Origin of the sequence: Devosia sp., from assembly GCF_035944845.1 — a bacterium.
Classification (GTDB): Bacteria; Pseudomonadota; Alphaproteobacteria; order Rhizobiales; family Devosiaceae; genus Devosia_A.
This window is the reverse complement of the sequence record NZ_DASZAW010000109.1, coordinates 90,000-103,231: the sequence shown is the minus strand read 5'-3', so window position 1 is coordinate 103,231 and position 13,232 is coordinate 90,000. Positions and strand designations below refer to the sequence as shown.

12 protein-coding genes are annotated in these 13,232 nt (G+C 65.8%); 4 read left to right on the top strand and 8 right to left on the bottom strand.

What is annotated here, in order from left to right; translation table 11 throughout:
- Positions 1–7 precede the first annotated feature (7 nt).
- Complete coding sequence (locus VGV07_RS21665) at positions 8–1,054, top strand: sulfate/molybdate ABC transporter ATP-binding protein (RefSeq protein ID WP_326870815.1); 1,047 nt, start codon at positions 8–10, stop codon at positions 1,052–1,054.
- A 124-nt stretch (positions 1,055–1,178) separates the two neighbouring features.
- On the opposite strand, the gene VGV07_RS21660 is transcribed toward VGV07_RS21665, so the two are convergent.
- The gene (locus VGV07_RS21660) at positions 1,179–2,123 is read right to left on the bottom strand and encodes a DMT family transporter (protein WP_326870814.1); all 945 of its coding nucleotides are present in this window, start codon (positions 2,121–2,123) and stop codon (positions 1,179–1,181) included.
- 59 nt (positions 2,124–2,182) lie between these two features.
- On the bottom strand, positions 2,183–2,542 hold the full coding sequence (locus VGV07_RS21655) for a helix-turn-helix domain-containing protein (protein WP_326870891.1): 360 nt from the start codon (positions 2,540–2,542) through the stop codon (positions 2,183–2,185).
- A 157-nt stretch (positions 2,543–2,699) separates the two neighbouring features.
- Between VGV07_RS21655 and VGV07_RS21650 the strand changes: the two genes are divergently transcribed.
- Positions 2,700–3,581, top strand: a complete 882-nt coding sequence (locus VGV07_RS21650) for an NAD(P)H-binding protein (protein ID WP_326870813.1) — start codon at positions 2,700–2,702, stop codon at positions 3,579–3,581.
- A gap of 227 nt (positions 3,582–3,808) precedes the next feature.
- Here the strand turns inward: VGV07_RS21650 and purU are convergent, their stop codons facing one another.
- From purU to VGV07_RS21620, 6 genes are all read right to left on the bottom strand, one after another.
- Positions 3,809–4,660 carry a formyltetrahydrofolate deformylase gene (gene purU / locus VGV07_RS21645; protein WP_326870812.1) on the bottom strand — a complete coding sequence of 284 codons (852 nt, stop codon included), beginning with the start codon at positions 4,658–4,660 and terminating at the stop codon, positions 3,809–3,811.
- 143 nt (positions 4,661–4,803) lie between these two features.
- Positions 4,804–5,601 carry a 5-deoxy-glucuronate isomerase gene (iolB, locus tag VGV07_RS21640; protein ID WP_326870811.1) on the bottom strand — a complete coding sequence of 266 codons (798 nt, stop codon included), beginning with the start codon at positions 5,599–5,601 and terminating at the stop codon, positions 4,804–4,806.
- Complete coding sequence (locus VGV07_RS21635; protein WP_326870810.1) at positions 5,582–5,824, bottom strand: hypothetical protein; 243 nt, start codon at positions 5,822–5,824, stop codon at positions 5,582–5,584. The genes iolB and VGV07_RS21635 overlap by 20 nt, the downstream gene beginning before the upstream one ends.
- Positions 5,825–5,887: 63 nt before the next feature.
- Complete coding sequence (gene iolE / locus VGV07_RS21630; RefSeq protein WP_326870890.1) at positions 5,888–6,805, bottom strand: myo-inosose-2 dehydratase; 918 nt, start codon at positions 6,803–6,805, stop codon at positions 5,888–5,890.
- Between the two features lie 182 nt (positions 6,806–6,987).
- Positions 6,988–8,832: a 3D-(3,5/4)-trihydroxycyclohexane-1,2-dione acylhydrolase (decyclizing) gene (gene iolD, locus VGV07_RS21625; RefSeq protein ID WP_326870809.1), complete on the bottom strand. Its 1,845-nt coding sequence runs from the start codon at positions 8,830–8,832 to the stop codon at positions 6,988–6,990.
- A gap of 151 nt (positions 8,833–8,983) precedes the next feature.
- Positions 8,984–10,864, bottom strand: coding sequence for a bifunctional 5-dehydro-2-deoxygluconokinase/5-dehydro-2-deoxyphosphogluconate aldolase (locus VGV07_RS21620; protein ID WP_326870808.1), 1,881 nt, complete (start codon positions 10,862–10,864; stop codon positions 8,984–8,986).
- Positions 10,865–11,026: 162 nt separating this feature from the next.
- Here VGV07_RS21620 and iolG point away from each other — a divergent pair, with 162 nt between their 5' ends.
- Positions 11,027–12,010, top strand: a complete 984-nt coding sequence (gene iolG / locus VGV07_RS21615) for an inositol 2-dehydrogenase (protein WP_326870807.1) — start codon at positions 11,027–11,029, stop codon at positions 12,008–12,010.
- A gap of 317 nt (positions 12,011–12,327) precedes the next feature.
- Complete coding sequence (locus VGV07_RS21610) at positions 12,328–13,158, top strand: SDR family oxidoreductase (protein ID WP_326870806.1); 831 nt, start codon at positions 12,328–12,330, stop codon at positions 13,156–13,158.
- Positions 13,159–13,232 lie beyond the last annotated feature (74 nt).

Sequence of the window (13,232 nt, the reverse complement as noted above, 5' to 3'; positions counted from 1 at the left end):
CCACAGCTTGGATATCCGCGTCGATACCGTCCGCAAGGAATTCTCGCATTACCCGGCGCTCAACGATGTGTCGCTCGAGGTCAAGTCGAGCGAACTGATCGCGCTGCTCGGGCCCTCCGGCTCGGGCAAGACCACGCTGCTGCGGCTGATCGCGGGGCTGGAGATGCCGACGGCCGGCCGGATCTTTTTCGGCGACGAGGATGCCTCGTCCAAGACCGTGCAGGAACGCAATGTCGGCTTCGTGTTTCAGGCCTATGCGTTGTTCCGCAACATGACTGTGCTCGACAATGTCTCGTTCGGGCTGAAGGTACGGCCGCGCTCGAACCGCCCGCCCAAGGCGGAGATCCGTCGCCGGGCGATGGAATTGCTCGAGTTGGTGCAGCTCAATGGGCTCGAGACGCGTTTCCCGCAGCAGCTGTCGGGCGGCCAGCGGCAGCGCGTGGCGCTGGCCCGGGCGCTCGCCATCGAGCCGCGCGTGCTGCTGCTCGACGAGCCGTTCGGGGCGCTCGATGCGCAGGTGCGTAAGGAGCTGAGGAAGTGGCTGCGCGAAATCCATGACCGCACCGGCCACACCACGGTGTTCGTGACACACGACCAGGAAGAGGCGCTGGAGCTGGCCGACCGGCTGGTGGTGATGAGCCAGGGCAAGATCGAGCAGGTCGGCACGCCCGACGATGTCTACGACCGGCCCAACTCGCCGTTCGTCTTCTCGTTCATCGGCGAGTCGAGTTCGATGCCGGTGACAGTGGAGAACCATGAGCTGTGGGTCGGCGGCCGCGCCATCGGCTTGCCGGCGCCCAACGATGCGGCGGGTGAAGCCGGCCTGTTCTTCCGGCCGCACGATGTGGAGCTGGTCGAGGATGGGGTCGGCGCCGCGCTTGCCGGCGTGGTCGTCGCCTCGCGCCGCGTCGGCGGCACCCGCCGCGTCGAGCTCGAGATCGGCGGCAACCCCAACCGGGTGGAAATCGACCTGCCGTTCGACCACCCGGCCGGTGAGAAAACCCGCATCGCCTTCAGGCCGAAGCGCTGGCGAGTGTTTCCGGCCTCTGCCTGAGTGCTTGGCTGCCCCTCACCCCGACTCTCCCAGAGGGGCGAGGGGGCGTTGCGGCACAGCCGGTGCGTCTATCGTCCCCTCGCCCCTCCTAGGGGAGCGCAATAGCGCCCCCGGGGGGAGAGGGCTAGGGTGAGGGGCGCCCCGCGACGGGACTTCGCGCCGCGGCCGTCACCATCCAGATCCCCACGCTGACCAGCAGCAGCGCGGCGAGGTTCTTCCATTCGAAAATGCTCTCGCCGAGGAACAGGCCGGCAAGCAGCACGCCGAAGATCGGAATGGCGCAGTTGAAAATGGCGATCGAGCCGACCGGATTGTGCTTGAGCAGCACGCTCCACAACGCGAAGGCCGCCGCCGACAAAGCCGCGAGGTAGGCCAGCAGCAGCGCCGCCTCGAGGCCGAAGGCATTCAGTCTGCCACCGAGGGCGAAGCCGGCAATCGCGAGCATGGCGCCGCCAAGCAGCAGTTGCCAGCCGGTCATCACGCCCGCGTCCATATCGGCGCTCAGCCCCTTGCCGTAGACGCCACCCACCGAGAACAGCAGTGCGGCGATGACGATGAAACCTTCCCCGAGCAGGCTGACATTGAGGTCGATGCCGGTCGCAGCCAGGTTCACCGCCACAACGCCGGCAAAGCCGAGCAGGCAGCCGAGGATACGGCGCGGCGTGAGCTTGTCGTTGACATAGAGGAAATGCGCGATCAGCACCGAAAAGAACGTGCTGGTCGAGGTGGTGATCGACACCTTGACGCCGGTCGAGTGGGCCAGCCCGATGTAATAGAACAGGTACTGCCCGGCGGTACTGATCAGCCCGAGCAGCGCCAGCTGTCCCAGCCGCCGCGGCTGCTGCGCGACGGGCTTTCGTGCCAGCGCCGAGTAACCCAGCAGTATCAGGCCCGACAGGAAGAACCGCGCCCCGGCGAACAGCATCAGCGAGGGCGTGTCGGAGGGGGCGATGGCGAACAGCCCGTAACCGATCTTCACGGCTGGCACCGCACTGCCCCAGAGCAGGCAGCAGAACAGAGCGATGGCGACGACGATGCGACGGTCGGAGAAGGGGGAGGAGTGGTTCACCGCCGGGTTGTGAGGGATTTGCCGGGGTAGGGCAAGGGCGTCTGCTTCAGTCAGCGCCACTAAGCCGCCTTGGCAAACTCCTGGCGCGCTTCGCGGATCGCCGGGAAGTGCTCGAAGGCCCAGTCGACCATCGCCGAGAGCGGCACGAGGAAGCTGCGGCCCATCGGGCTCAGTTTGTACTCGACGCTGGGCGGGGTGGTCGGGAACACGGTGCGCTCGATCAGCCCGTCGGCCTGCAGGTCGCGCAGCGTCTGGGTCAGCATGCGCTGCGAAATGTCGCTGATCTCGCGCTTCAGCTCGCCGAAGCGGTAAGGGCGGTGGGCCAGCGCGCTGATGATCAGGACGCTCCATTTGTCACCGAGCTGGTCGAGCACGTTGCGCACCGGGCACTGCGAGGGATCGGAATACTCGGCCATCATCTGGCTCAGCGGGGCAATCGGGCTATCCGGCAATAGGTGGTTCCTTTGGGGTAACCAGGGGCGTTGAAACTGCCGTCTTGCGGCAATCGATGTAGTTCCTATTGTATACGTAGTCTCAAAAAGAGACAAGCTATCGGGACTATCGGAGTTTCCTCACATGACCACCTCACCCACCCTGTTCGTTGCCGGCGCCGGCGGCAAGCTGGGCCGTCGCGTCGTCGAGCTGCTGTTGGAGCGCGGCTATGCCGGCAAGATCATTGCCGGCTCGCGCCACCCGGAAAAACTGAACTTTGCCGGCGTCGAGACGCGGAAGGCCGACTACGGCGACGTGACCGGCTTCATCAAGGCGCTGGATGGCGTCGATCGGCTGCTGCTGATCTCGATCGACGTCCTCGGCCCCAGCCGCACCGCGCTGCAGACCAGCGCGGTCGCCGCGGCCAAGGCGGCCGGCGTCAAGCACATCGTCTACACCTCGATGCCGGCGCCCGAGCCCGCGTCGCCCATCCCCTTCGCGCCCGAGCATTTCGGCACCGAGGAAGCAATCAAGGCTTCCGGCGTCGGCTACACCATCCTCAGGATGAACTGGTACGCCGAGAACCTCTTGGGTTCACTCCCCTCGGCCCTCAAGTCGGGCAAGTGGTACACCTCGTCCGGCGCGGGCACGCTGGCGCATGTGTCGCGCGAAGACACGGCACGGGCCGCGGCCGGGGCACTGCTGTCGGGCGATGCAAGCCGGACGCTGACCGTCACCGGCCCGGCGGCGCTGACCACGCGCGAGATCGCGGCCATCGCCACGGAAGTCACCGGCAAGCCGATCGAGGTGGTCGATGTCACCGACGAGCAGTTGGCCGCCGGGGCCGTCGCGGCGGGGGTGCCTGAGCCGGTGGTGCACGGTTTCATTGTGCCGTTCGATGCCAATACCCGGCTCGGCCGCGTGGCGCTCACCACCAATGCGGTCGAGACGCTGTGGGGTGAGAGGCCGCAGGGGCTGAAGGCGTTTCTCGAGGCGAACAAGGCGGCGCTGACGCAGACGGCCTGATCCCAGAAGGCCCCCTCACCCGCCGCTCCGCGGCGACCTCTCCCCCAAAGGGAGAGGTGTGAGGGAGGCCAGATCGTGACACAGCTTCACCTCTCGCTTGGGGACGCGGTAGCGCCCCGGGGACGCGGTAGCGCCCCGAGGGGACGCGGTAGCGCCCAGGGGGGACGCGGTAGCGCCCCGGGGGGCGAGGTCCGCCTGCAGGGCCGGGTGAGGAGGCCTTACCGCCCTCAGCCGAACACCACCGTCTTCCTGCCGTTCAGCATCACCCGGTTCTCGAGGTGAAGTTTTACGGCCCGGGCCAGCACCCGGCTTTCAACATCGCGCCCGGCGGCCACCAGGTCGTCGGGGCTCAGGGCGTGGGTCACCCGCGCCGTTTCCTGCTCGATGATCGGGCCCTCGTCGAGCTCGGGCGTCACGTAATGCGCCGTGGCGCCGATGATCTTGACGCCGCGCTCGTGCGCCTGGTGGTAGGGCTTGGCACCCTTGAAGCTGGGCAGGAACGAGTGGTGGATGTTGATGATCTGCCCGTAGAGCCGGGTAGCGAACTTGTCGGACAGGATCTGCATGTAGCGGGCCAGCACCACGAGGTCGGCGCCGGTCTCCTTGAACAGGGCGATCACCTGCTCTTCCTGCGCCGCCTTGTTGTCCTTGCCGACCGGCAGCAGGTGGAACGGGATGCCCTCGTAGTCGGCGGTCTTGCGGCTGTCCTCGTGGTTGGAGACGATCGCCACCACCTCGGCATCGAGCCAGCCGACACGGATCTGGTAGAGCAGGTGAAGCAGGGTGTGGTCGAACTTCGAAACCATCACCAGGATCTTCTTCTTTCTCGCTTCATCGACCAGGGTGGTGCGCATGCCGAAGCGTTCGATCGCCGGCTTCAGCCCGCGCTCCAGCGCATCGCGATCGACGCTATCGGGGGTCGTGAAGGCCAGCCGCATGAAGAACTGGCCGGTTTCCTTGTCCCAGAACTGGTTGGATTCCGCGATGTTGCAACCGAGGCCCGCCAGTTCCGTGGTCACCGCGGCAACGATCCCCGGCCGATCGGCGCAGGAGAGGGTGAGGACGAAATTGGACGACATCTAGAGCGCTCCGGGAAACAAAGTCGCGGAGCGATGCACGCGGGGGCGCGCGGGGTCAAGGGGGAGGCGGTAGTCGGCAGTAGGCAGTAGGCAGTAGAAAGCGGCTGCTGCGGAGACGCGACTGCCGACTGCCGATTGCCGACTTACGCCTTCAGCATCCACTCATGCTCGGGCGCATTGTAGAACTTCCAGGTGCGCTTCGGGCCGGCCATGACGTTGAGATAGTAGATGTCATAGCCCGCTACCGCGGCCACCGGGTGGTAGCCCCTGGGCACCATCACCACGTCGCCATCCTCGATCAGCATGGTTTCGTCGAGCGAACGGTCGTCGGTGTAGACGCGCTGGAAGCCGAACCCCTGTGGCTTCGAAAACCGGTGGTAGTAGGTCTCCTCGAGGAAGCTCTGGCGCGGCAGGTCGTCTTCGTCATGGCGATGCGGCGGGTAGCTCGAGGTGTGGCCACCCGGGGTGATCACTTCGACCACCAGCAGCGAATCCGCCGGGGCGGTTTCGGGCAGGATGTTGGTGGGGTAGCGGGTATTGGTGCCCGTGCCGCGGGTCAGCTTCTCGACATCGCCGGGGCCGATCACCCGCGGCGGCCGGGCGCCGCGCACGCCGGGCGCCGAGCAGACCGCGACCTCGAGTGGCGTCAGCGCCTCGATGCGCCAGTTGGCGCCCGCCGGGGCATACACCGAGTGACCGGGGCCCTCGAATGGGCTCATGCGGCCGCCGACGAGGAAATCCTGGCCGTCGATGGTCACCTTGGCGCGGCCCGATATCAGCACGATGCAGACCTCGCGGTCGTCACCGCCGCCGCGCGCCAAATCGCCGACATTGGGCAGCTTGTGCAGGTCGAACCCGACATAGGTCCAGCCGGCACTCTCAGGGGTGATGTGGTGGACGTGGCCCTGTTCGGCCGCCGGCCTAGCTTTTAGGTTTGCCATCGGTCTTGTTGAGCTCGTTCTCGAAGTTGATGAAGAAGGTCCAGACGCCATAGGCCAGCGCCGCCAGGGTGATCAGGCCCCAGAACTGATCGTGGTTGTAGAGCCATTCCCAGGCGCACCACAGCGCGATGATGGCGATGACGATCACCCGCCGGTACAGCGGCTTGAACCACCCCATGGTGAACAGGCCTGGCTTCTTGTTTTCTTGGTTGTCTTCGCTCACGCCGATGCCTCCGGAAAGACCTGAAACTAGTCCGGATCGCCCCATCCCCGCAAACGCCTGATCTCAGCGGTTGGGAAAACCCTGGGTTTCCACGGTGTAGCCGGCGAGCGTCATAACCCGCATCAGTTCCCTGTGACCCACCTCGGCCATGCGCTGCGGCGGGTTGGCCTTGGGGTCCTGCTCGGCCTCGACCACGAACCAGCCTTCGTAGCCATAGTCGGCGAGCTTTCTGACGATCGCGGCGAAATCCAGCGAGCCATCGCCCGGCACGGTGAAGGCGCCGAGCGCCACCGCGTCGAGAAAGCTCTGCTTCGTCCGATCCAGCCCATCGACGACGGCGCGGCGGATGTCCTTGACGTGCACGTGGCTGATACGGGCGTGGTGGTTATCGATGGCGCGCAGCACGTCGCCGCCGGCAAAGGCCAGGTGCCCGGCATCGAGCAGCAGCGGGATGCCGGGGCCGGAATAGCGCATGAACGCGTCAAGCTCCGGCTCGGTCTCGACCACCGCTGCCATGTGGTGGTGGTAGCTCAGCGGCATGCCTTGTTCTGCGCACCATTCGCCGAACTGGGTGAGCTTCTTGGCATAGGCCTGCATCTCGTCGTCGCTCAGCTTCGGCTTGGTGGCCAGCGGCTTCGTGCGGTCGCCCTGGATCGAGCGCCCGACCTCGCCATAGACGATGCAGGGCGCATCGACCGCCTTGAACAGCTCGATCATCGGCGCGATCCGCTTCTGGTTGGCCGCCATGTCCTCGTTGACCAGCGTGCCGGAGAACCAGCCGCCGCACAGCGTCACGTCGGCCGCCTTGAGGATCGGCAGCATGATTGCCGGATCATCTGGGAAGCGCCGGCCCTTCTCCATGCCGGTGAAGCCGGCCGAGCGCGACTGGCGCAGGCACTCCTCCAGCGACACATCATCGCTCAGCTCCGGCAGATCGTCGTTCCACCACGCGATGGGGGACATGCCCAGTTTGGCTTTCAAAGTCGTCACCTGTTCGTTCGTCGTTTTGTGCATGAGGAAGGCCCCCTGACCCGGTCCTTCGGACCGACCTTTCCCCCAAGGGAGAGGTGATGCATGGGCATCTCGCCTCAGCTCCACCTCTCCCTTGGGGGAGAGGTCGCCGCGCAGCGGCGGGTGAGGGGGCCTTGCCGTGGCCCCAATGTCTACAGCCGCTGACCCTTCAGTGCTTCCTCATATTCCTTGCGCGCCGCGTTCACCTGCGGCCGCGCCGAAACTTCCGGCACGGCCACATCCCACCAGTGCCCGCCGGCCTCGGTGGAGATCAGCGGGTCGGTGTCGATCACCAGCACGGTGGTGCGCTCGACCTTGTCGGCTTCGACCAGCGCGCTTTCGAGCTCGGCAATCGAGGCGGCCTTGCGCACCCAGGCGCCCATCGATGCGGCGTGGGCGGCGAAGTCGATCTCGGGCAGCGTCTCGTGGAAGGTGTCCTTGAGCAGGTTGTTGAAGTTGGCGCCGCCGGTTGCCATCTGCAGCCGGTTGATGCAGCCGAAGCCGCGATTGTCGAGCACCACGATGGTCAGCTTCTTGCCCAGCATCACCGAGGTGGCGATCTCGGAATTCATCATCATGTAGCTGCCGTCGCCGAGCATGACGATGACATCGTCATGCGGCTTGGCCAGCTTCACTCCGAGCCCGCCGGCGATCTCGTAGCCCATGGTCGAGTAGCCGTATTCCATGTGGTAGCTGCCCGGTGCGCCGGCCGGCCAGAGCTTGTGCAGCTCGCCCGGCAGGCCGCCCGAGGCGCAGACCAGCGTCGCGCCCGAACCGCGGGCCCGGTGCACCGCACCGATCACCTGCGCGTCGGAAGGCAGCGCATTGGTCGGGTCGGTCACCGCCTTGGCGGAAACCAGCCATCTGGCCTTGGCTTCCTTGGCGGTTGCCTGCCAGGCGTCGCTGGCGTGCCAGGGGCCGAGTTTGCCATCGAGCAGGTCGAGCCCGGCTTTGGCGTCGGCGACGAGCGGCATGGCGCGGTGCTTCGTGGCGTCGAACACCTGCGTGTTCAGCCCGATGATCCTGACATTGTCGGCCTTGAACAGCGCCCACGAGCCGGTGGTGAAATCCTGCAGGCGCGAGCCGACCGCCAGCACCAGGTCGGCCTGCTCGGCCAGCAGGTTCGATGCCGACGACCCCGTTACGCCCACCGATCCCATATTCAGCGGATGGTCATGCGGCAGGCTGGATTTGCCGGCATTGGTCTCCATGACCGGCACGCCGTGACGTTCGGCAAAGGCGCGCAGCCCTTCAGCGGCCTCGGAGTACAGCACGCCGCCGCCGGCGATGATCACCGGCTTCTCCGCGGTCCTGATGGCAGCCACCGCCGCATCCAGCTCGTTCGCATCCGGCATCGGCCGGCGCGGCGTCCACACCCGCTCGGCGAAAAAGGCTTCGGGATAGTCATAGGCCTCCGCCTGAACGTCCTGGCAGAGGCTGAGAGTCACCGGGCCGCACTCGGCGGGGTCGGTCAGCACCTGCATGGCGCGGTTCAAGGCCGGGATGATCTGCTCGGGCCGGGTGATGCGGTCGAAATAGCGGCTGACCGGGCGGAACACGTCATTGGCGCTCACCGTGCCGTCGCCGAAACTTTCCACCTGCTGCAGCACCGGGTCGGGGGCGCGATTGGCGAACACATCACCGGGCAGCAGCAGCACCGGCAGGCGGTTGACATGCGCCAGCGCGGCCGCGGTCACCATATTGGTGGCGCCCGGCCCGATCGAAGAGGTGGCGGCCATGAAGCGGCGGCGGAAGCTCGCTTTGGCAAAGGCGATGGCCGCATGCGCCATGCCCTGCTCGTTATGGGCGCGATAAGTCGGCAGTTGCTCGCGCACCTGGTACAGCGCCTCGCCGAAACCGGCGACATTGCCGTGCCCGAAAATGGCGAACACACCGCCGAAGATCGGCACCTTGTTGCCATCGATGATGGTCATCTGCCGGGTCATAAACCGCGCCAGCGCCTGCGCCATGGTGAGGCGGACGGTATTGTTGGTCATTGAAGTTCTCCTCGGGCAGACGGCCCCCTCCCATCCTCCCCCACAAGGGGGGAGGTGCCGCATCCAGTGTTTGGCACGATCCAGCCACAGCCTCGACTCTTCACCTCCCCCTTCATGGGGGAGGCCGGGAGGGGGCCGTCTCTATCAGTCATCACTCGCCCCAGATCCCCACCAGCGCCTGGAACCGCGCCGCCATGTCGGCCACCGCCTGCTCGTCACTCATCGTGCCAGCAAACCATGCCTTGGCAGCTTCGCCAAATATGGTGCGGCCGACGGCAAAGCCGCGCACCGTGCGGGCCGATCGCGCAATGGCGAAGCCGCGCGCCAACTCGTCCTGCGGCGCATCGAGCCCGAGCAACACGACGCCGCGGCAGAGCGGATCGTTCGCTTCGATCACTTCGTCCACTGCAGCCCACGCAGCAGCGCTCGGCTGCGATTCGAGCTTCCACCAGTCGGGTTTCAGGCCGGCCGCGTAAAGCTGCGTGAGCGCCCGAGCGGTGGTCGTGTCATCCACTGGTCCGACCTTGGACGGAATGATCTCGATCAGGATGTCGCGCCCGACCTTGCGGCAGGCATCATGCGCAGTGCGCAGCTTCTCGAGCTGGGCGGCATTGATCCCCGAGGGGTCATCGGGGTGCCAGAAGCACAGTACTTTCAGCGCATGGTCGACCGGCCATTCGACCAGCCGGCTGCCGATATCCTGCGAGAACTCGAACTCGAGGGGGATCGAGCCGGGCAGTTCCACCGGACGGGCGATCCAGAAGTTCTTGGGTACCTCGAACAGCGCGTCGCGGCCCCATTTGTCGTCAAGCAGCATGCCGAAGCCCGGCCGGCCAGCGGCGATCTGCACGGCGGCCTTCACCGCCAGGGTCTTGAAGGCAGGGATGCGGTCGGCCTTGTCGCCGGCAATGTCTTCGATCTGCTTGCGATGATCGATGGCGAAGGCGGTGAGGCGCGGCCAGTGCTGCCGGCGGGTTGTTGCCCAATGCAGGTGGTTGAGGTCTTCGTCCTTGCGCAGGGCTTTGAACTTGCTGCCGTGCTCGAGGAAATAGTCTAGCTCGGTCCAGCTCGGATATTCCGGGGCGCAGAGCAGGCGGCTGACTGCGAAAGCGCCACAGGCATTGGCCCAGGTGGCCGAGGTCTGGTGGCTCTCGCCCCTCAGCCAGCCGCGGAGGAACCCCGACATGAAGGCGTCGCCGGCGCCGAGCACATTGTAGATCTCGATCGGAAAGCCCTGGCCAACGATGCCCTGCTCGAGGTCGTCGCCGATTGCGCCGTCATAGACGATGCAGCCCTTGGCGCCGCGCTTCAGCACCACGGTGGCGTCGGTGACCGAGCGGATTGCCTTGAGTGCCGCAAGCAGGTCGCTCTCGCCTGCCGCCACCAGCACCTCTTCCTCGGTGCCGACGATCAGGTCGCAATCTTTGAGCACCGGCCGCATCTTGGCCGAGACGTAGTCGGATTTCACATAGCGCTCGAAGCCGGCGGCGTGGCCGGCGAGGCCCCAGAGGTTGGGGCGGTAGTCGATGTCGAACACGACCTTGCGGCCGGCCGCCTTGGCGATGCGGATGGCCTTGAGCTGTGCAGCTTCGGCATTGGGGGTGGAAAAATGCGTGCCGGTGACGACGATGGCGCTGGCCGAGCGGATGAAAGCTTCATCGATATCGGCTTCGTCGAGCGCCATGTCGGCGCAGTCGGTGCGAACGAAGATCATCGGCGAGACGCCTTCGGCCTCGACGGCGAGCAGCACCAGGGCGGTCAGGCGCTTGTCGTCAGTGGCGATGCCCGAGATGTCGACGCCTTCGCGGCTCAGCTGCTCCTTGATAAAACCGCCCATCTGCTCGGCGCCGACCCGGGTGATCAGCGCCGATTTCAGCCCGAGCCGGGCGGTGCCGACGGCGATGTTGGCGGGGCAGCCGCCAACCGATTTGGCGAACGAGCCGATATCCTCGAGCCGGCTGCCGATCTGCTGGCCGTAAAGGTCCACCGACGAGCGCCCGATGGTGATGACATCGAGCTTGGCCTCCGGCATGATCTCCCCCCGCGTCGACTGACTGGACAGCATTCAGCGGCCGTTGTATCCCTCGCGCGAATGAAACGTCAATTCCGAAGTGAGTGTTTTCGGAATGAACGTTCTATGTATCGATCCATCATGAACAGGCGCGCCGGGCGCGTGCATCAAGGAGACAATCCCGTGGTCAGGTTTGGCATTCTGGGGGCGGGGCGCATCGGCAAGGTACATGCGGGGACCATCGCCAATTCCAGCCGGGCGAGCGTCGCCTATGTGGCGGACGCCATCGCAGAGGCTGCCGCCGGGCTCGCCGCGTCGGTCGGCGCCAAAGTCGCCTCGATCGACGAGATCCTCGCTTCGGACGTCGAGGCGATCCTCATTGCCACGCCCACAGACACCCATGCCGATCTGATCGAGCAGGCGGCGCGGGCCGGCAAGGCGATTCTCTGCGAAAAGCCGGTGTCGCTGTCGGTGGAGCGGATCGAAGCCTGCCTGCCGGTGGTCGAGACGGCCGGCGTGCCGCTGATGATCGGCTTCAACCGCCGGTTCGACCCGAACTTCGCCGCGGTGCAGCAGCGGATCAGGGGTGGTGAGGTCGGCGAGGTCGAGATCGTCACCATCATCTCGCGCGACCCGGCGCCGCCGCCGGTCAGCTATATCGAGCGCTCGGGCGGGCTCTATCGCGACATGATGATCCACGATTTCGACATGGCGCGCTTTCTCGTCGGCGAGGATTTCGTCTCGGTGCATGCGCTGGGCAGCGCGCTGGTCGATAAGGCCATCGGGGTGGCCGGCGATGTCGATACCGCGGCTGTGCAGATGCAGACTGCCTCGGGCAAGATCGCCGTGATCACCAATTCGCGCCGCGCCAGCTATGGCTACGACCAGCGCGTCGAAGTGCATGGGTCGAAGGGCATGCTGCGCGCCGGCAACGTCCACATGACGACGCTCGAGCGGGCCGACGGCGCAGGCTTCACCCAGGACGTGATCCAGAATTTCTTCATCGACCGCTATGTCGCGGCTTATGCAGCCGAAGTGAACAGTTTCATCGACGCGATGAGCAAGGGCACGACGCCGACGCCGTCCGGGCGTGACGGATTGCAGGCGCAGAAGCTGGCGGAAGCGGCAACCAGGAGCTCGCAGACCGGACAGGTGGTGCGGGTGTAATACGACGTTGTGGGGTTTCCACTGCTCCGATGCAGGACGCCGTAGGCGCACTTGCCACCGGACAGCACCCCAAACTCGATATCATCCCTCACGAAAGCAGGGACCCAACTCGCCAAAGCGCAAGCGGATGAATGGGTCCCAGCTTTCGCTGGGATGACAGCCGGTGGGTGGGGCAAGAACTTAGCGCATATACGTCGTCGCGGGGATGACGCCGGTGGGGCGCCGATGACTGCCGTAGCGCTGTGCGCTGGCGCTTGCACCGTGCCCCCCAAATCCCTAGTGTCCGGGCGCTTTCCTTACAGAATTTGAGTCCCGACATGACTGAGAATGCCTCTGCCCAATTTGCCGGCAAGATTGCCGTTGTCACGGGGGCCGCGCAGGGGATCGGCGAGGCGACGGCCCGGTTGCTGGCACAGCGCGGGGCGGCCGGCGTGGTGCTGGTCGACCGGCAGGCCGACAAGGGCGAGGCGGTCGCCAGATCGCTGAGCGATGCCGGCACCAAGGCGATCTTCGTTCAAGCCGACCTGGCCGATCCGGCAGCGGTGGCGCAGGTCATCCCTGCTGCCGACAAGGCGTTTGGGCGGGTCGACATTCTTGCCAATATCGCCGGCCTCACCGATCGAGGCACCATTCTCGATACCGATATCGCGCTCTATGACCGGATGTTCGCCATCAATGTTCGGGCGCCGTTCTTCCTGATGCAGGATGCCATCAAGGTGATGCAGCGCGAAAAGCTCGAGGGGACGATCGTCAATATCCTGTCGGTCAACGCCTATATCGGCTCGCCCAATCTCGCGGCTTACAGCGCCTCGAAGGGCGCGCTGATGACGCTGACCAAGAACACGGCCAATGCCGTCAACCTGATGCGCATCCGGGTCAACGGCATCATTCTCGGCTGGGCTGACACGCCTGGAGAGCACGTGACGCTCAAGACCTTCCACGATGCGGCGGATGACTGGCTGGTGAAGGCCGAAGCATCGCGGCCGTTCGGCAAGCTGATCAAGCCCGAAGACGTGGCGCGGCTCATCGCCTTTCTCGGTGGCCCGGAATCGGCGCCGATGACCGGCTCCTGCGTCGAGTTCGAGCAGACCGTGGTTGGCGCCGGCGGCGGCGGGCTGGCGACCGGGTATCCGGTGAAGAAGGGCTGATCGGGAACTGCCCCTCACCCGGCCGCTTCGCGGCCACCCTCTCTCAAGGGGAGAGGGAAGGAGAGGCGAGATCT

What these genes read in the sequence shown, in the direction of transcription:
- VGV07_RS21620 (WP_326870808.1), bottom strand. Translation starts at nt 10,864, where the DNA reads ATGCCGGAGGCCAAGCTCGATGTCATCACCATCGGGCGCTCGTCGGTG.
- VGV07_RS21610 (WP_326870806.1), top strand. Translation starts at nt 12,328, where the DNA reads ATGACTGAGAATGCCTCTGCCCAATTTGCCGGCAAGATTGCCGTTGTC.
- iolB (WP_326870811.1), bottom strand. Translation starts at nt 5,601, where the DNA reads ATGGCAAACCTAAAAGCTAGGCCGGCGGCCGAACAGGGCCACGTCCAC.
- purU (WP_326870812.1), bottom strand. Translation starts at nt 4,660, where the DNA reads ATGTCGTCCAATTTCGTCCTCACCCTCTCCTGCGCCGATCGGCCGGGG.
- VGV07_RS21650 (WP_326870813.1), top strand. Translation starts at nt 2,700, where the DNA reads ATGACCACCTCACCCACCCTGTTCGTTGCCGGCGCCGGCGGCAAGCTG.
- iolD (WP_326870809.1), bottom strand. Translation starts at nt 8,832, where the DNA reads ATGACCAACAATACCGTCCGCCTCACCATGGCGCAGGCGCTGGCGCGG.
- VGV07_RS21655 (WP_326870891.1), bottom strand. Translation starts at nt 2,542, where the DNA reads ATGATGGCCGAGTATTCCGATCCCTCGCAGTGCCCGGTGCGCAACGTG.